The sequence below is a fragment of the Duganella sp. HH101 genome, assembly GCF_001758795.1.
Taxonomy (GTDB): domain Bacteria; phylum Pseudomonadota; class Gammaproteobacteria; order Burkholderiales; family Burkholderiaceae_D; genus Rugamonas; species Rugamonas rivuli.
The window spans coordinates 141,639-158,636 of the sequence record NZ_LRON01000017.1 but is presented as its reverse complement, the minus strand read 5'-3'; the positions used below and the strand labels follow the sequence as shown (position 1 = coordinate 158,636).

The following is a 16,998-nucleotide window of genomic DNA, read 5'->3' as shown; positions in this document are numbered from 1 at the left end:
ATTCACTTGTCCCTATAACGTTAGCCCCTGCGACTAAACAAGGAGCGTTTATAGGAATAAGAAGTACTACGTTGTTGCGTTTGTTGATACATACAATCATTACCCATCGTCTTGCGTTTTACCGCAAAACGATCAATAAAAATTTACTTACTTCTTCCAGATTGTTAAAGAACGTACAGCACTTGATCTCTAAAAGATCAAACCTAAATCGCAACCACTTATTGGCTGACTTACGTTTGAACTTTTGGTGGAGGATGACGGGATCGAACCGACGACCCCCTGCTTGCAAAGCAGGTGCTCTCCCAGCTGAGCTAATCCCCCTGAGATTTACTACAAGGCAGAAACTGGTAGGGCTGGTTGGACTCGAACCAACGACCCCCGCGTTATCAACACGGTGCTCTAACCAGCTGAGCTACAGCCCCAAATGCTGTTCTTTAATATTGACAGTCGATAAGTGTGAACGCTTGATGAGTAGTCCGAAGACCAGTGCTACTCTAGAAAGGAGGTGATCCAGCCGCACCTTCCGATACGGCTACCTTGTTACGACTTCACCCCAGTCACGAATCCTACCGTGGTAAGCGCCCTCCTTACGGTTAAGCTACCTACTTCTGGTAAAACCCGCTCCCATGGTGTGACGGGCGGTGTGTACAAGACCCGGGAACGTATTCACCGCGACATGCTGATCCGCGATTACTAGCGATTCCAACTTCATGCAGTCGAGTTGCAGACTACAATCCGGACTACGATACACTTTCTGGGATTAGCTCCCCCTCGCGGGTTGGCGGCCCTCTGTATGTACCATTGTATGACGTGTGAAGCCCTACCCATAAGGGCCATGAGGACTTGACGTCATCCCCACCTTCCTCCGGTTTGTCACCGGCAGTCTCATTAGAGTGCTCTTTCGTAGCAACTAATGACAAGGGTTGCGCTCGTTGCGGGACTTAACCCAACATCTCACGACACGAGCTGACGACAGCCATGCAGCACCTGTGTACTGGTTCTCTTTCGAGCACTCCCCAATCTCTCAGGGATTCCAGCCATGTCAAGGGTAGGTAAGGTTTTTCGCGTTGCATCGAATTAATCCACATCATCCACCGCTTGTGCGGGTCCCCGTCAATTCCTTTGAGTTTTAATCTTGCGACCGTACTCCCCAGGCGGTCTACTTCACGCGTTAGCTGCGTTACCAAGTCAATTAAGACCCGACAACTAGTAGACATCGTTTAGGGCGTGGACTACCAGGGTATCTAATCCTGTTTGCTCCCCACGCTTTCGTGCATGAGCGTCAGTTTTGACCCAGGGGGCTGCCTTCGCCATCGGTGTTCCTCCACATATCTACGCATTTCACTGCTACACGTGGAATTCTACCCCCCTCTGCCAAACTCTAGCCTTGCAGTCTCCATCGCCATTCCCAGGTTGAGCCCGGGGATTTCACGACAGACTTACAAAACCGCCTGCGCACGCTTTACGCCCAGTAATTCCGATTAACGCTTGCACCCTACGTATTACCGCGGCTGCTGGCACGTAGTTAGCCGGTGCTTATTCTTCAGGTACCGTCATTAGCAAACTGTATTAGAGCTCACCGTTTCTTCCCTGACAAAAGAGCTTTACAACCCGAAGGCCTTCTTCACTCACGCGGCATTGCTGGATCAGGCTTGCGCCCATTGTCCAAAATTCCCCACTGCTGCCTCCCGTAGGAGTCTGGACCGTGTCTCAGTTCCAGTGTGGCTGGTCGTCCTCTCAGACCAGCTACTGATCGATGCCTTGGTAGGCTTTTACCCTACCAACTAGCTAATCAGATATCGGCCGCTCCAGGAGCATGAGGTCTTGCGATCCCCCACTTTCATCCTTAGATCGTATGCGGTATTAGCGTAACTTTCGCTACGTTATCCCCCACTCCAGGGTACGTTCCGATATATTACTCACCCGTTCGCCACTCGCCGCCAGGTTGCCCCGCGCTGCCGTTCGACTTGCATGTGTAAGGCATGCCGCCAGCGTTCAATCTGAGCCAGGATCAAACTCTTCAGTTTAATCTCTGTTTATTTGCCATTTCTGGCACCGTGATTGCTCACGGGTCGCTCACTCAAAATACTGACAGGCCACTACTTTCGTAGCGCCTATTTCATTACTTCTTGTGAACATTTGATATTTTAAGTATCAGCAGGACTAGCCTGCTGTGCACTTCCATCAAACGTCCACACTTATCGACTGTTAATTTTTAAAGAACTTTATTCGGTACTGCTTGCTGCGGAGCGTTGTGTCCGTCAGCGAAGAAGAAAGAGTATGAAGCGTTTAGATCGTTTCGTCAACCCCTTCTTTTTTCCCCGCTCACTTCACATTTGCGTGTGCCGTTTTGCGGGGAGGCGAACTATATCAAAGGCCGTCGAAGTTTGGCAAGCGCTTTTCGAGGAAAGCGTGCATGCCTTCTTTTTGCGCAGGCGTACCAAAGGCAGACTGGAACAGGCGGCGTTCATAATTGACACCTTCCGTCAGCGTGGTTTCGAAGGCGCGGTTGACGGAGTCCTTGATCATCATTGCCACCGACGTCGGCATCGACGCGATCTGCTTCGCCGCGGTCAGCACTTCTTCGATCAGCTTATCGGCAGGCACCACGCGCGACACCAGGCCGATGCGTTCCGCCTCCACCGCATCGATGGTGCGGGCGGTCAGCAACATATCCATGGCCTTGGCCTTGCCTATGGTGCGCGGCAGACGCTGCGTGCCGCCGGCGCCAGGCGTGACGCCAACCTTGATTTCCGGCTGGCCGAACTTGGCCGTATCCGCGGCGATCAGGAAATCGCACATCATCGCCAGCTCGCAGCCGCCGCCCAGCACGTAGCCGGCCACGGCGCCCACCACCGGCTTGCGGATGCGCAGGATGTGCTCCCAGTTGCGGGTGATGTAGTTGTCGCGATAAGTATCCACATAAGTGTAGTCCGCCATGGCGGCGATATCCGCGCCGGCGGCGAAGGCCTTCTCGCTGCCGGTCAGCACGATGCAGCCGATGGCTGGATCGGCGTCGAACTTATATAAGGCATCGCCCAGCTCGTTCATCATGCGGTCGTTCAGCGCGTTCAGCGCCTTCGGACGGTTCAAGCGGATCAGGGCAACTTTGTCGTGCACTTCAACGATCAGATCTTCATATTGCATAAGGTGTCTCCTTCACGGTGGAATATTCCGTGAGGATTGTAGCGCCTAACTCCCGCGCTGGTATCATTGAAACTTGGCAACCTGCTTTAAAGAGCTTCCTATTTTTACCGCCTTCCGCCGCCACCTGAGCAACAAGCTGGACAACGACGCCCTGCTGCGCAACGGCGACTTCATGCGTTACTGGTCCAGCGCCATCCTCAATGGCTTCGGCAGTTACATCAGCGCGCTGGCCCTGCCGCTATGCTCGGTGCTGCTGCTGCACGCGACGCCGTCGCAAATGGGCATGCTGGGCGCGTCGGCCGCGATTCCTTTCGCGCTGCTGGCCCTGCCCGCCGGCGTCTTCCTCGACCGCAATCGCAAACTGCCCGTACTATTAGGCAGCAAGGCCGTCATGGCGCTGACGCTGGGCAGCATCCCGCTGGCTTACTGGCTGGGCTTGCTGTCCATCGAATGGATGTATGTCGTCTCCTTTATCAGCGGCGCCTGTTCGGTGGTGGGCGGCGGCGCGGAGCAGATCTTCCTCACCAACCTGATCGGGCGCGACCGCCTGACCGATGCGCAATCGAAGTTCGCCGCCACCGATTCGGCCGCGCGGCTGATCGCCCCCGGCGTGGCCGGCGTGCTGATCCAATGGCTGACCGCGCCGTTCGCGGTGCTGCTCAACGCCATCGGCTTCGTGGTCTCGATCCTGCTGCTGCGCAACCTGAAAGCCACCGATCCCAAGCCCGCGCCATCCAACAAGCACCCGCTGCGCGACATACACGATGGCCTGCTGTTCATCTGGGGCCAGCCGCTGCTGCGCACGCTGGCCTGGGGCGCTGGCGTGTGGCACATGCTGTTCTATGGCTTTGCCGCGCTCAGCGTGCTGTTCGCCACGCGCGAGCTCGGCATGACGGCCGGCATGCTGGGTGCGGCGCAGATGATAGGCGGCATCGGCGTGCTGCTCAGCTCCCTGCTGCTCAAACCCCTGACCACCCGCTTCGGCGCCAGCGTCACCATGCTGATCGGCATAGGCCTGACAGCGTTCGCGTTCGCGGCCATGCCGATGATACCCGCCAATCTGTTCGGCAGCCCCACCGCCAGCGCGGTGGCCTGCGGCAGCCTGTCGCTGTTCCTCGATTGCGGCGTGATGCTGTTCTTTATGCCCTACATGACGATGCGCCAGAAAGTCACGCCGGACGCCTACCTGGGCCGCATGGTCTCGACGATGCGCTTCCTGACGGTGGCGACGGCGCCCGTCGGCGCGCTGGCGGCCGGCTACATCGGCGAACACTTCAGCATCCGCACCGGCATGGCCTGTGTGGCGGTGGGCGGCATCGTGTTGACGGCGGCGATGTGGGCATCGATGCGCAGCATGCCGCAACAGGCGGCGCCGGCCGCTTCCTAACGTGCGCCGCTTATCCGCCTAAAACATTAGGCTGGATTCAGTGTCCCATTCATTGGAGTGCGCCATGTTCAAATCCATCCTGCTGCCCACCGACGGCTCGGAGCTATCCGACAAAGCGACCGCGATGGCGGTGCAGTTCGCCCAGCTCCATCATGCCCGCATCGTCGCCGTCACGGTGATTACACCGCTAGCGTTTGCGTCCATGGGCGACAGCGGCGCGGTCATCGATTCCGGCCAGTTCGCCGCGCAGATGCAGAACGCGGCCAAGCACCACATTGAAAAGGTGGCCGTCGCCGCGCGCGCGGCCGATATTCCATTCGAGGGAGTGATTACGATGTCGCCCAGCCCCTACGAGGAAATCGTCGAGGCGGCGAAGAAGTATGAATGCGACATCATCATGATGGCGTCGCACGGACGGCGCGGCCTGAACCGGCTGTTCCTGGGCAGCGAGACGCAGAAGGTACTCGCCCACACCACGCTGCCCGTGATGGTCTTGCGTTAAAGCGGCTGCTTCGGCAGCAGCACCCAGACATTGCCGCGCTGCTTCATGCGCCCCGCATTCTCCGACGCCTCCGTGCCGAAGCCGAAGAAGTAGTCGACACGGATCGCGCCACGGATGGCGCCGCCCGTATCCTGCGCCATCACCAGCCGCTGCAGCGGGATATCGCTGTTCGGCATGCTGGTCGACAGGAATACCGGCGCGCCCAGCGGCAGCTGCGACGCGTCGATCGCCACCGAACGCGAAGGCGTCAACGGCACGCCCAGCGCGCCCTTGGGCCCCACCTTCGGATCCGGCAGGCGCTCCTCCTTGAAGAACACGTAGCTCGGATTCACATTGAACAGCTCCTGTATGCGCGTAGGGTGGCCGGCGATCCACGCCTTGATGCCCTGCGCCGATGCCTGTTCCAGCGTCAGCTCGCCCTTCTCCACCAGATATTTGCCGATGGATTTATACGGATGGCCGTTCTGGTCAGCATAAGCCACGCGCACGGTTTCCTGGCTGTCGGTCAGCTGCACCCGGCCCGAGCCTTGCACCTGCAGGAAGAAGGATTCCACCGGATCGTCCACCCACAGCAGCTCCTTGCCGCTGAAGTCGGCCTTCTCGATATCGGCGCGGGTCGCATACGGCACCACCTTCTTGCCGACCAGCTTGCCGCGCAGGCGCATGCCCTTCAGTTCCGGATACACGCTGGCCAGGTCGACGGTCAGCATATCTTCCGGCACCTTATATAGCGGTGTCTGATACGGCCCGCCCTTTTTGCGCGCGCCGCGCAGCAGCGGCTCGTAGTAGCCGGTGACGAGGCCGTCGGTGGCGCCATCCGGCGCGATCACCTGGTTAGGCTCCATGAAGGCTTCGAAGAAGGTGCGGATGGCCTTGTCGTCGCTGCCGTTGACGCTGCGCGCGATGGTGCACGACTCCTTCCAGTTCGGCTGCTTGACAAGTACCGAGCACGAGGACATGAACGCCGGCCAGGCCGCGCGCACATCGTCCTTGTCCCAGCCCGGCAACGATGCGAAGGTGGTCGGCACCATTTGCAGCGCGGCTGGCTTGGGCGGCACAGGCGCCGGCGTCGGCGGCACAGGGTGCACCGGCGGCACGACCGGCACAGGTTGCGGCGTCACCGTGGGCGCTGGCGCCTTGTCCGGCGGCAGCGGCGTGGTGGTGCAGGCGGCCATGGAAAGCGCGACGACGCTCAACGGAACGAGTAGACTACGGCGTGTTAATGACATAAGGATAGCTATGTGGGTATTAATGATAGAAGCATGCGTGGCGTTTTTCCTGCTGGTGTTCATCGTCTGGTGGACCATGTACCAAGGCAAAGGCAAGGCTAAAAAGCTGCCCCCGCCATCCAGGGAAAACGAGCCCGAGTAATCAATGCAGCGTGCGCGGCAGCGACAGCACGAACTCCGGTATCTTCGCTTCGAACTGATGGCCGTCCTCGGCCACGCAGAAGTATTCGCCGACCATCGAGCCTTGCTGGGTTTGCAGCGCGGTGCCGCTGGTGTATTCGAAATGCTCGCCGGGTTGCAGCAGCGGCTGATGGCCGACCACGCCCAGCCCGCGCACTTCTTCGACGTGATTGTTGGCGTCGGTGATGACCCAGTGGCGTGAGATCAGCTGCGCAGCCACCGTGCCGGTGTTCTTGATCGTGATCGAGTAGGTGAACACGAAGTTGGTGCGTTCCGGGTCCGACTGATCTGGCAGGTACTGAGTTCTGACCGACACAGTAAATTCGTAAGTGGCCATCAAAATTCCTTAAGGCTTAGTAAAAACGTCATCGCTCTGGACAAAATTGGCGATTGTATATCGTCAGGCCCCCATTGCACCGCAAATCCGCCCCGTATGCAAGGACGGCGCGGCTGAAAACAGGCGCAAAATCGGTACAGTCGCGCCGGGCAGCGTAAAATAGCGCATCTTTTTTACAGCCAGCCCACCGCCATGACCACATTCCGCATCGCTCCCAGCATCCTGTCCGCCGATTTCGCCCGCCTGGGTGAAGAGGTCCGCAACGTCGTCACCGCCGGCGCGGACATCATCCACTTTGACGTGATGGACAACCATTACGTTCCCAACCTGACCATCGGCCCGCTGGTGTGCGAAGCGATCCGCCCGCATGTGCAAGTGCCGATCGACGTGCACCTGATGGTCAAGCCGGTCGACCGCATCATCCCCGACTTCGCCAAGGCTGGCGCCAACATCATCACCTTCCACCCGGAAGCGTCGGACCACATCGACCGTTCGCTGCAGCTGATCCGCGACCACGGCTGCAAGGCCGGCCTGGTGTTCAACCCGGGCACGCCGCTGAGCTACCTGGAACACGTGATGGACAAGATCGACATGATCCTGATCATGTCCGTCAACCCGGGCTTCGGCGGCCAGTCCTTCATCCCGCAAGCGCTGAAGAAGATCGCCGAAGCGCGCCGCCTGATCGACGAATCCGGCCGCGACATCCTGCTGGAAGTGGACGGCGGCATCAAGATCGACAACATCGCCGCCGCAGCGGCGGCAGGCGCGGACACCTTCGTGGCCGGCTCCGCCATCTTCGGCAAACCGGACTACAAGGCCGTCATCGACGCCATGCGCACCCAGCTGGCGACGGTGTAAGCATGGGCGTGCTGGCAGGCGTACGCGCCGCAATCATCGACCTCGACGGCACCATGCTGGACACGATTCCCGACTTCCATGTCGCGATCAACGGCATGCGCGCGGAGCTGGGCCTGGCGCCGATCACGCAACACCAGATCGCGCTGATGGTCGGCAAAGGCTCCGAAAACCTGATCCGCTCCGTACTGGGGCTGGACTGGGACGCGGCCCGCGTCGAAGCGCACTTCGAGGCCGCGATGGACGCCTACCAGCGCCACTACCTGAGCATCAACGGCAACTTCAGCGCCCTGTATCCGGACGTGATCGAAGGCCTGACGGCGCTGAAGGCGCAAGGCCTGCGCCTGGCCTGCGTGACCAACAAGCCGATCGCCTTCACCACGCCGCTGCTCAAGCTGAAAGGCCTGGACGGTTTTTTCGACGTGGTCTACGGCGGCGACTCGCTGCCGCGCAAGAAACCCGACCCGCTGCCGCTGCAAACGGTGTGCGCCGATTTCGGCCTGGCGCCGGCCCAGGTGGTGGCTGTCGGCGACTCCTCGAACGACGCGCAAGCCGCACGGGCAGCGGGTTGCCCGGTGTTGATGGTCCCTTACGGATATAATCACGGAGAAGCTATACACAAAACCGATTCCGATGGTATAGTAGCCACATTGTTAGAAGTATCTCGCTTGATTCGTTCGCAAAACTAACCCTTAGCTGAACTAACCTGCCCAAAATGTCCCTCACCAAAAAACACACTGTCTCCCAAACCGGCTCGATTGAGGCCTGGCTTTGGCGACGCTGGCAATCCTGGCAAACTCAGCCAAACTGATTGCTGTCGTTCGTGCACGCGCACCCGACAGGTTTTTTGACAAACCACCGCCAAACCCACACCCACTCCCTTGGCGGCATGGAGAGAAGACATGACCGAATTCGAATTCAAATCGTTGGCCACCGACGGCTATAACCGCGTTCCACTGATCGCCGAAGCTTTCGCCGATCTCGAAACCCCGCTCACGCTATATCTGAAACTGGCCCAGGCCCAGAACGGCGGCAAGAACACCTTCCTGCTTGAATCGGTGGTGGGCGGCGAGCGTTTCGGCCGCTTCTCCTTCATCGGCCTGCCGGCGACGACCGTGCTGCGCAACTTCGGCACGCGCACCGAAATCGTCAAGAACGGCGAAGTGATCGAGACCCACGAAGGCAATCCGCTCGAATTCATCGAGACTTACCAGAAGCGTTTCAAGGTCGCGCTGCGTCCCGGCATGCCGCGCTTCTGCGGCGGCCTGGCCGGCTACTTCGGCTACGACACCGTGCGCCACATCGAAAAAACGCTGGCCCACACCCAGCCGAAGGACGACCTGGGCCTGCCCGACATCCAGCTGATGGTGACGGAGGAACTGGCCGTCATCGACAACCTCTCCGGCAAGCTGTACCTGATCGTCTACGCCGACACCACGCAGCCGGAATCGTATTCCAAAGCGCGCCAGCGCCTGAAAGACCTGCGCATGCTGTTGCGCCGCGGCGTCGATGCGCCTGTAACCAGCGCCTCGGTGCGCACCGAGATCACGCGCGACTTCCCGAAAGAGCAATACCTGAAGGCCGTCGCCAAGGCGCATGAATATGTGATGGCCGGCGACTTGATGCAGGTGCAGATCGGCCAGCGCCTGCGCAAGCCGTATGTCGATTCGCCGCTGACGCTGTACCGCGCGCTGCGTTCGCTCAATCCGTCGCCGTATATGTACTTCTACAATTTCGGCGACATGCAGATCATCGGCGCCTCGCCGGAGATCCTGGTCCGCAACGAGACGCTGCCCGACGGCGAGAAAAAAGTCACGCTGCGTCCTATCGCCGGCACCCGCCCGCGCGGCTCGACGCCGGAGCGCGACGCCGAACTGGCCAAGGAACTGCTGGCCGATCCGAAAGAGATCGCCGAACACGTGATGCTGATCGACCTGGCGCGCAATGACCTGGGCCGCATCTCCGAAACCGGCAGCGTCAAAGTCACCGACCGCCTGGTCATCGAAAAATACTCGCATGTGCAGCACATCGTCTCGAATGTGGAAGGCAAGCTGAAATCGGGCCTGTCCAACCTGGACGTGCTGCGCGCCACCTTCCCGGCCGGCACGCTGACCGGCGCGCCGAAAGTACGGGCGATGGAAGTGATCGACGAACTGGAAATCTCCAAGCGCGGCATCTACGGCGGCGCCTGCGGCTATCTGTCCTTCGGCGGCGAGATGGACGTGGCGATCGCGATCCGCACCGGCGTGATCAAGGACGGCATGCTGTACGTGCAGGCCGCCGCCGGCATCGTCGCCGACTCGGTCGCCGAGATGGAATGGCAGGAAACCGAAAACAAGGCGCGCGCCGTGCTGCGCGCCGCCGAACAAGTGCAAGATGGCCTGGATGGGGAGTTCTGAGATGCTGCTAATGATCGACAACTACGACTCCTTCACCTACAACATCGTGCAGTACTTCGGCGAGCTGGGTGAAGATGTGCGCGTGTTCCGCAACGACGAAATCACGATCGCGGAAATCGAAGCGCTGAACCCGGACCACATCTGCATATCGCCAGGTCCGAAAGATCCGGCGCAAGCCGGCATCTCGGTCGAAGTGCTCAAGCACTTCGCCGGCAAGAAGCCGATACTGGGCGTGTGCCTGGGCCACCAGGCCATCGGCGAAGCGTTCGGCGGCAAGGTCATACGCGCAAAGCAGGTCATGCATGGCAAAACTTCTTTAATTGCGCATACGGGCGTGGGCGTTTTCAAAAACCTCCCCTCGCCTTTCACAGTGATCCGTTATCACTCGTTGGCCATCGAGCGCAGCTCGCTGCCGTCCTGCCTGGAAGTGACGGCATGGACCGACGACGGTGAAATCATGGGCGTGCGCCACAAGGAATACGACATCGAGGGCGTGCAGTTCCACCCCGAGTCCATCCTGTCGGAACACGGTCACGCACTGTTGAAGAACTTCCTGGTCCGCTGACCAGCGCTGTTCGTCCCGGCGCGCACCGCGCGCGCCCATGCCAAAATTCAGAGAAGGAATAGCCATGCCTATCACCCATCAAGAAGCACTGCTGCGCTGCATCGAACACCGCGAGATTTTCCACGACGAGATGCTGCACCTGTTCCGCCAGATCATGTCCGGCGAAATGTCGCCGACCATGATCGCCGCCCTGACCATGGGCCTGCGCGTGAAAAAAGAAACCATCGGCGAAATCGCCGCCGCCGCGCAAGTGATGCGCGAGTTCTCCACCAAGGTGCCGATGGCCGACACCACCGGCCTGCTCGACATCGTCGGCACCGGCGGCGACGGCGCGCATACCTTCAACATCTCCACCGCTTCGATGTTCGTCGCCGCGGCGGCCGGCGCGCGCGTGGCCAAGCACGGCGGCCGCAGTGTGTCGTCGTCGTCCGGCAGCGCCGACGTGATCGAATCGCTGGGCGCCAACATCAACCTGAAGCCCGAGCAGATCGCGCAGTCGATCGCGCAGACCGGCATCGGCTTCATGTTCGCGCCCAACCACCACGCGGCGATGAAGCATGCGGCGCCTGTGCGCCGCGAGCTGGGCGTACGCACCATCTTCAACATCCTGGGACCGCTGACCAATCCGGCCGGCGCACCGAATATTTTGATGGGCGTGTTCCACGCCGACCTGGTGGGTATCCAGGTGCGCGTGCTGCAGCGCCTGGGCGCACAGCATGCCATCGTGGTCTATGGCCGCGACAATATGGATGAAGTCTCGCTCGGCGCCGCCACCCTGGTCGGCGAACTGGTGAACGGCGAAATCCGCGAATACGAAATCCATCCGGAAGACTTCGGCCTGCAGATGATCGCCAGCCGCAACCTGAAGGTGGCCGACTCGGTCGAATCGAAAGCCAAGATGATGGAAGCGCTGCGCGGCGAACCCGGCGCGGCCTACGATATCGTGGCGCTCAACGCGGGCACGGCGCTGTACGCGGCCGGCGTGGCCAGCTCGATCGAGGACGGCCTGGCGCGCGCGCGCGCGGCCATCACCTCCGGCGGTGCGATGCGCAAGGTCGAGCAGTTCGTGCAGGTCACGCAAAGCCTCGGCAACAGCAATTAAGGGAGGCCAGCATGTTCGGCATCCACGATCTGACGCTGTTTGTAATCTCCGGGCTGCTGCTCAACATCATGCCCGGTCCCGACTCGCTGCTGATCATGACGCGCAGCGCCACCCAGGGCTGGCGCGCAGGTTCGGCCGCCGCGCTGGGCATCGGCGCCGGCACCATGATCCACATTTTCGCTGCGGCGCTGGGCTTGTCGGCGCTGCTGGCTACGTCCGCCGCCGCGTTCACGGTGGTCAAGTGGATCGGTGCTGCGTACATCGTCTATGTCGGCATCGGCATGCTGCGCGCGAAGCTGCGGGCGGATGCCGACGACGCGGCGGCCGCCGAAACGGCCGCACGCGTTGCGGCCCAGCCGCTGGCGTATCGTAAAATCTTCTTCCAGGGTTTCCTGACCAATGTGCTGAACCCGAAAGTGGCCTTGTTCTTCCTGGCGTTCGTGCCGCAGTTTATTTCGGCAGACTCCAGCAGCAAGCCGCTGGCGTTCATCGTCCTGGGCTGCATTTTCAATTTCAACGGTATGTTGTGGTGTAACGGCCTGGCCGTCTTCACCGCTTTCGCCAGCGCTCGCCTGAAGGTCAAGCCGCTGGTGGCGCTGTGGCTGAACCGCGTGACGGGCGGCCTGTTCCTGGCTCTCGGCCTGCGCCTGGCGCTGGCGGAACAACATTCATCTTAGGCTTATCATGTCCGACATTCTGAACAAAATCCTCGCAGTCAAAGCCGACGAAGTCGCCGCCGCTAAAAAATACCGCAGCCTCGCCAGCCTGCGCGCCGATGTGGAAAGCAACGCCGAACTGCGCGCCGGCCTGCGCGGCTTCGAGGCCAGCCTGCGCTCGAAAATCGCCGCAGGCCATGCCGGCGTGATCACCGAAGTGAAAAAGGCTTCGCCGTCGAAAGGCGTGCTGCGGGCCGACTTCCGCCCTGCCGATATTGCCGCCAGCTACGCCGCCAACGGCGCCTCGTGCCTGTCGGTGCTGACGGACGAGCAGTTCTTCCAGGGTTCGGTGACTTACCTGCAGCAGGCGCGCGCGGCCTGCACGCTGCCGGTGCTGCGGAAAGATTTCATGATCGACATGTATCAGATCTACGAAGCGCGTGCGATGGGCGCCGATGCGATCCTGCTGATCGTCTCGGCGCTGGACCACGGCTTGATGGCGGAAATGGAAGCCTGCGCCCACGAACTGGGCATGGATGTGCTGGTGGAAACGCACGACGGCGACGAACTGACCGCTGCGCTGCGCCTGAAAACCGCCCTGCTGGGCATCAATAACCGCAATTTGCGCACTTTCGAGGTGTCGCTGGAGAACACGCTCGGCCTGCTGGACCGCATTCCGGCGGAAAAGCTGGTGATTACCGAGTCCGGCATCATGGTTCAGGCGGACGTGCAGCGCATGCGCGAGGCGAATGTACACGCCTTCCTGGTCGGCGAGGCCTTCATGCGCGCGCCGGATCCGGGCGCCGAACTGGCGCGCCTGTTCAACTAGGCCAGCACCGCCCGCAGCGGCGGTAGCGGCATGGACGCGATCTCGATTCGGTTGCGTCCGCGCTCTTTGGCTGAGTAAAGCGCCTCGTCCGCCCGCATCAGGATGCCGTCCAGATCCTCGTCGGCACTTGTCTGGCAAGCAATACCGATGCTGACCGTGTAGGTGGGCAATCCATCGCGGCCGGGTTCGCGCACGGCCAGCAGGATGCGCTCGGCGATGTGGTGGGCGCGATCCAATCCTGTGGTCGGCAGCAACACGATAAACTCCTCGCCGCCGAAACGCGCCACGTGGTCGGATATGCGCAGCGCCTTGCCGATCACCGCCGCCACATCGACTAACACCCGGTCGCCGGTGGCGTGGCCGTGGCAATCATTAATCTTCTTAAAATAATCGAGATCGATGCTGAGCATCGTCATCGCGGTGGATTCACGCCTTAATAAAGCGTGTTCCTTCGCATAAATATCGGCGAAACCACGTCGGTTTAATACCTGGGTCAGAGGATCCAGCGTGGAGCGGCGCTCCAATATGGTTTGCAAACGGCGTGTGGCGACAGCTTTAAAACTCACCGCCAGCAGCAATACCATGAAATGGCCGGCAGCCAGGTAAATACTCTGGAATGGCCCGATGCTGGTCAGATTAACCTGGGCGCCGCCATAAAATACCGCCAATAAGCCGCGAGTTAAAACGACCAATGTTTGCAGCAACATTAATATGCCGAAGAATATGGTCGAAAAATGACGCTCACCATAACGCCATATCATGGCGACCTGGTTAAGATAGAAAATCGAGATCAGGAAAGAAAATACAGCGACCCGTGCGGCAAAATGCGCTTGAATAACCAGCCAATACCCCACACCGAGCATCGCGCTGGCCCAAACCAGATGGAATAACCACCACGCAGGCTTGCGGTCGTAGAACTTCTGGGTGCCGATCATCGCCAGCCCCACACCCCAAATCAGCGTCGAATTGGCGCAAAGCAAGATAATAGCCTGACCCGAAGTGCTGTTCCGCAGGCTGAACAAGACAGCGCCGAGCGCCAGCAATATCAATCCCGCAGCCCAATAATCCAGACCTTTAATCTCCCTGGGGAAGCTCAGATGGGCGGAATAGAGGACAACGCTCATCGCACCAGCCATCAGCGTCGACATCAAGATAATCGTGGTGGGATCAAGCAGTATCACTGGCGGGTCTATCCTGGTTGGCAAAAAGCTCAGCCAAATTCTAAACCAGAACAAGACCACAGCGTAGAATTAAACCAACACGCGCCGGAATCTAGCTAGTACATGCCAATATTTAGCATGCAATCGGCAAAAAAATGGGGTCAAGTCTGACATTCGGACACGAGCTCGGCTTTTAGCAGCTGAGTTCGTGTCCAAATGTCAGACTTGACCCCGGAGTTTTAGCGGGCGGCGCTGGGGCGCAATGGGCCGGTGGATTTCTTGCCGGCCGGGTCCAGCGTCAGGCTGATGCCGGGAACCCGGTCGCCTTGTAATGTCACGCTGAAGGTCATTAATTCGTCGCGCCGGAATGCGTGGACTTCGATTTCCGAACCAACGCCGTAACGCGACAGCAGCGTCTCCAGATTGGCGGCAGTAACGCGCACGCCGTCGATCGCCATCAATATATCGCCGGCCGATAATCCGGCTTGATGAGCCGCGCCATTTTCATGGACGCTGGACAGCTTGCAATCGTTGCCGTCTTTTCCAAGATTGGCATCCAGGCTGGGCTTGGCGGTTTTACGCTCGTCGCTGTATTTAACGCCGAATGGCGCCAGCATTTTAGCCAACGGTAAATCTTCGGTGCCGCGTATATACTTATCGAAGAATGGTTTGAATCGGCCGCCGCTGATTTCGTCGAATATGGCCTCCACTTCGGCCGGCGTTACGCCGCGCGCTTCGCCTTGATAGAAATCGCGGCCATAACGCTGCCATAAAACACGCATCACATCATCCAGCGATTTCTTGCCGCCGGTTTTAGCGCGAATGCTCAAATCCAGCGCCAAACCGATTAAAGAGCCCTTGGTGTAATAATTGACGATGGAATTCGGCGCATTTTCATCCTGGCGATAATATTTACCCCAGGCGTCGAAACTGGAATCCGCCACGCTTTGCTTGGTCCGGCCACTGCCGCGCAATACGCTACCTATGGTCTTACCCAGCAGTTTGAAATAAGCCGGTTCGGCGATCACGCCGGCGCGCACCAGCATCAAATCGTCGTAATAACTGGTGAAGCCTTCGAACAGCCACAGCAACGGCGAATAATTCTCGACCTGCAGGTTATACGGCGCGAATGCCGCCGGCTTGATGCGCTTCACATTCCACGTGTGGAAATACTCGTGGCTGCACAGGCCGAGGTATTGCAGGTAGCCGTCGCTGATCTCTTTGCTGACCGACGCCGTGCTCGGCAGGTCGGCGCGGGCGCAGATCAGCGCCGTCGATGCGCGGTGCTCCAGCCCACCGTAACCGTCGCCGACGGCCAGCGTCATGAACACATAGCGGTCCATCGGCGCTTTCCTGGACTTCGGCTCGAAGAAGGAGATCTGGGTTTCGCAGATCTTTTTCAAGTCGGCGCTCAGGCGCGGCAAGTCCAGGTTCGGCACGCGGCCGCTGATGACGATGTCGTGCGGGATGCCGTGCGCCTTGAAAGTGGCCAGGGCGAAGTCGCCCTGCTCCACCGGGTGGTCGATCAACTCGTCGTAGTTGGACGCGATGTAAGTGCCAAAACCATAACGTTTCGCTTTCAGCTCCGGCAGAGAGGTCGCCACGCGCCAGGTCTTGGCCGCTTCATCGGCCGGACGCTGGATATCCACCACGTGCGGCTGGTCTTCCTGCCCCAGCACGCGCAGGAACACGCTGGTGCCGTTGTAGAAGGCGTGATTCTGGTCCAGATGCGCGGCGCGCACCGACAAATCCCAGGCATACACCTCGTAATGCAGCGTCAGCGCCGCCGCATGGTCCTTCAGCGGCGTGGCCTGCCACGAGTGCTTGTCCAATTTGGTCAACGCCACCGGCTGGCCGTTCGACTCGGCGCGGATGCGCACGATGTTGCGCGAGAATTCGCGGATCATGTAACTGCCCGGTATCCACGCCGGCAGCGCGAATATCTGGCCGCCTTCGGCCGGCGCATCCACCGTCAGCGTGACGTGGAACAGGTGGGCGGCCAGGTCGTGGCCGACGATGCTGTAGGCGATCGCTGGATTGTTCTTGCTCGTTTTTTTCATCTCTGTCCTTGTTTTACAAATCGCCAGGCGTATCGATATCGCGCACCACGCCGACATCGTCGACTATCAGCTCGCTCACCGCATGGCTTTTTAATATGTCGCGCGCGCCCTGGTCGCCTTCCAGCGCCAGCAGCAACGGCAAATGATAACTGCTGAAGGCGACCGGATTGCCGCGCCGCCCTTCAAAGACGGGCGCCGCGATGCGTGCACCCCGTGTGATCGTGGCGACTAGCGCCTGCATGGTCTCCGGCCGCACATGGGGCATGTCGCCCAGGCCAACCAGCCAGCCCTCCGCACCTTTCGTGTATTCGACGGCCGCCGTCAGCGACGAGGCGATGCCCAGATCGGCATCGGCGCAGACGCGCACCTCGCATCCCAGCTTGCCCAGCAGCGCAGCCACCTGGTCGTCGCCGGGGCGAACCACGGCCACCACGCGCGGCACCACGGCCAGCATATTCTTCGCACTGGCGGCGACCACGGCGTCGCCACTGCTTAATGGTTGCAGCAATTTGTTTTGTACGCCGGACGGGTCGAACCGCCTACCCCGCCCGGCTGCCAACAATATCCCTACCAGTGCCATGCAGTCCGGC

At 60.1% G+C, this 16,998-nt stretch carries 15 protein-coding genes, 2 tRNA genes and 1 rRNA gene; 9 read left to right on the top strand and 9 right to left on the bottom strand.

What is annotated here, in order from left to right; translation table 11 throughout:
• Positions 1-245: 245 nt before the first annotated feature.
• The 4 genes from DUGA2_RS23820 to DUGA2_RS23805 form a co-directional block, all read right to left on the bottom strand.
• A tRNA-Ala gene (locus DUGA2_RS23820) sits at positions 246-321 on the bottom strand.
• 24 nt (positions 322-345) lie between these two features.
• Positions 346-422: transfer RNA gene (locus DUGA2_RS23815), tRNA-Ile, on the bottom strand.
• A gap of 76 nt (positions 423-498) precedes the next feature.
• Positions 499-2,027, bottom strand: a 16S ribosomal RNA gene (locus DUGA2_RS23810).
• Positions 2,028-2,370: 343 nt separating this feature from the next.
• Positions 2,371-3,147: an enoyl-CoA hydratase gene (locus tag DUGA2_RS23805; RefSeq protein ID WP_070271913.1), complete on the bottom strand. Its 777-nt coding sequence runs from the start codon at positions 3,145-3,147 to the stop codon at positions 2,371-2,373.
• 73 nt (positions 3,148-3,220) lie between these two features.
• On the opposite strand from DUGA2_RS23805, the gene DUGA2_RS23800 reads away from it, so the two are divergent.
• Positions 3,221-4,534, top strand: a complete 1,314-nt coding sequence (locus DUGA2_RS23800) for an MFS transporter (RefSeq protein ID WP_070271912.1) — start codon at positions 3,221-3,223, stop codon at positions 4,532-4,534.
• A gap of 64 nt (positions 4,535-4,598) precedes the next feature.
• On the top strand, positions 4,599-5,036 hold the full coding sequence (locus DUGA2_RS23795) for a universal stress protein (RefSeq protein ID WP_070271911.1): 438 nt from the start codon (positions 4,599-4,601) through the stop codon (positions 5,034-5,036).
• On the opposite strand, the gene DUGA2_RS23790 is transcribed toward DUGA2_RS23795, so the two are convergent.
• Together DUGA2_RS23790 and apaG are read right to left on the bottom strand one after the other, a co-directional pair.
• Complete coding sequence (locus tag DUGA2_RS23790) at positions 5,033-6,211, bottom strand: murein transglycosylase A (RefSeq protein ID WP_070271910.1); 1,179 nt, start codon at positions 6,209-6,211, stop codon at positions 5,033-5,035. The two genes, DUGA2_RS23795 and DUGA2_RS23790, sit on opposite strands and share 4 nt — an antisense overlap.
• Before the next feature lie 196 nt (positions 6,212-6,407).
• The gene (gene apaG / locus DUGA2_RS23780; RefSeq protein ID WP_008444834.1) at positions 6,408-6,782 is read right to left on the bottom strand and encodes a Co2+/Mg2+ efflux protein ApaG; all 375 of its coding nucleotides are present in this window, start codon (positions 6,780-6,782) and stop codon (positions 6,408-6,410) included.
• Positions 6,783-6,974: 192 nt separating this feature from the next.
• Here apaG and rpe point away from each other — a divergent pair, with 192 nt between their 5' ends.
• From rpe to trpC, 7 genes are all read left to right on the top strand, one after another.
• Entirely contained in the window at positions 6,975-7,640 is a 666-nt protein-coding gene (rpe, locus tag DUGA2_RS23775; RefSeq protein WP_070271908.1) for a ribulose-phosphate 3-epimerase, read from the top strand.
• 2 nt (positions 7,641-7,642) lie between these two features.
• Complete coding sequence (locus DUGA2_RS23770) at positions 7,643-8,326, top strand: phosphoglycolate phosphatase (RefSeq protein WP_070271907.1); 684 nt, start codon at positions 7,643-7,645, stop codon at positions 8,324-8,326.
• Positions 8,327-8,539: 213 nt separating this feature from the next.
• Positions 8,540-10,036, top strand: coding sequence for an anthranilate synthase component I (gene trpE, locus DUGA2_RS23765; protein WP_070271906.1), 1,497 nt, complete (start codon positions 8,540-8,542; stop codon positions 10,034-10,036).
• Between the two features lies 1 nt (position 10,037).
• A complete protein-coding gene (locus DUGA2_RS23760; protein WP_070271905.1) occupies positions 10,038-10,601 on the top strand; it encodes an aminodeoxychorismate/anthranilate synthase component II in 564 nt (187 codons plus the stop codon).
• A 64-nt stretch (positions 10,602-10,665) separates the two neighbouring features.
• Entirely contained in the window at positions 10,666-11,703 is a 1,038-nt protein-coding gene (trpD, locus tag DUGA2_RS23755) for an anthranilate phosphoribosyltransferase (protein ID WP_070271904.1), read from the top strand.
• 11 nt (positions 11,704-11,714) lie between these two features.
• Positions 11,715-12,380 (top strand): LysE family translocator, encoded by a 666-nt coding sequence (locus tag DUGA2_RS23750; protein ID WP_070271900.1) that lies wholly within the window; start codon positions 11,715-11,717, stop codon positions 12,378-12,380.
• A 7-nt stretch (positions 12,381-12,387) separates the two neighbouring features.
• On the top strand, positions 12,388-13,188 hold the full coding sequence (gene trpC, locus DUGA2_RS23745; RefSeq protein WP_070271898.1) for an indole-3-glycerol phosphate synthase TrpC: 801 nt from the start codon (positions 12,388-12,390) through the stop codon (positions 13,186-13,188).
• On the opposite strand, the gene DUGA2_RS23740 is transcribed toward trpC, so the two are convergent.
• From DUGA2_RS23740 to DUGA2_RS23730, 3 genes are all read right to left on the bottom strand, one after another.
• The gene (locus DUGA2_RS23740; RefSeq protein ID WP_070271920.1) at positions 13,185-14,336 is read right to left on the bottom strand and encodes a GGDEF domain-containing protein; all 1,152 of its coding nucleotides are present in this window, start codon (positions 14,334-14,336) and stop codon (positions 13,185-13,187) included. The genes trpC and DUGA2_RS23740 overlap by 4 nt on opposite strands.
• A 251-nt stretch (positions 14,337-14,587) precedes the next feature.
• Entirely contained in the window at positions 14,588-16,408 is a 1,821-nt protein-coding gene (locus DUGA2_RS23735; RefSeq protein WP_070271896.1) for a M61 family metallopeptidase, read from the bottom strand.
• Between the two features lie 13 nt (positions 16,409-16,421).
• Positions 16,422-16,988 carry an NTP transferase domain-containing protein gene (locus DUGA2_RS23730; RefSeq protein WP_070271894.1) on the bottom strand — a complete coding sequence of 189 codons (567 nt, stop codon included), beginning with the start codon at positions 16,986-16,988 and terminating at the stop codon, positions 16,422-16,424.
• Positions 16,989-16,998: the final 10 nt, after the last annotated feature.

Bases quoted from the DNA above. Each gene is read 5' to 3' on its own strand.
- DUGA2_RS23740 (WP_070271920.1), bottom strand. From the start codon at position 14,336: ATGTCGACGCTGATGGCTGGTGCGATGAGCGTTGTCCTCTATTCCGCC.
- DUGA2_RS23760 (WP_070271905.1), top strand. From the start codon at position 10,038: ATGCTGCTAATGATCGACAACTACGACTCCTTCACCTACAACATCGTG.
- apaG (WP_008444834.1), bottom strand. From the start codon at position 6,782: ATGGCCACTTACGAATTTACTGTGTCGGTCAGAACTCAGTACCTGCCA.
- DUGA2_RS23795 (WP_070271911.1), top strand. From the start codon at position 4,599: ATGTTCAAATCCATCCTGCTGCCCACCGACGGCTCGGAGCTATCCGAC.
- DUGA2_RS23750 (WP_070271900.1), top strand. From the start codon at position 11,715: ATGTTCGGCATCCACGATCTGACGCTGTTTGTAATCTCCGGGCTGCTG.
- DUGA2_RS23730 (WP_070271894.1), bottom strand. From the start codon at position 16,988: ATGGCACTGGTAGGGATATTGTTGGCAGCCGGGCGGGGTAGGCGGTTC.
- DUGA2_RS23770 (WP_070271907.1), top strand. From the start codon at position 7,643: ATGGGCGTGCTGGCAGGCGTACGCGCCGCAATCATCGACCTCGACGGC.
- DUGA2_RS23805 (WP_070271913.1), bottom strand. From the start codon at position 3,147: ATGCAATATGAAGATCTGATCGTTGAAGTGCACGACAAAGTTGCCCTG.
- DUGA2_RS23735 (WP_070271896.1), bottom strand. From the start codon at position 16,408: ATGAAAAAAACGAGCAAGAACAATCCAGCGATCGCCTACAGCATCGTC.
- DUGA2_RS23790 (WP_070271910.1), bottom strand. From the start codon at position 6,211: ATGGCCGCCTGCACCACCACGCCGCTGCCGCCGGACAAGGCGCCAGCG.
- trpD (WP_070271904.1), top strand. From the start codon at position 10,666: ATGCCTATCACCCATCAAGAAGCACTGCTGCGCTGCATCGAACACCGC.
- trpC (WP_070271898.1), top strand. From the start codon at position 12,388: ATGTCCGACATTCTGAACAAAATCCTCGCAGTCAAAGCCGACGAAGTC.
- trpE (WP_070271906.1), top strand. From the start codon at position 8,540: ATGACCGAATTCGAATTCAAATCGTTGGCCACCGACGGCTATAACCGC.
- rpe (WP_070271908.1), top strand. From the start codon at position 6,975: ATGACCACATTCCGCATCGCTCCCAGCATCCTGTCCGCCGATTTCGCC.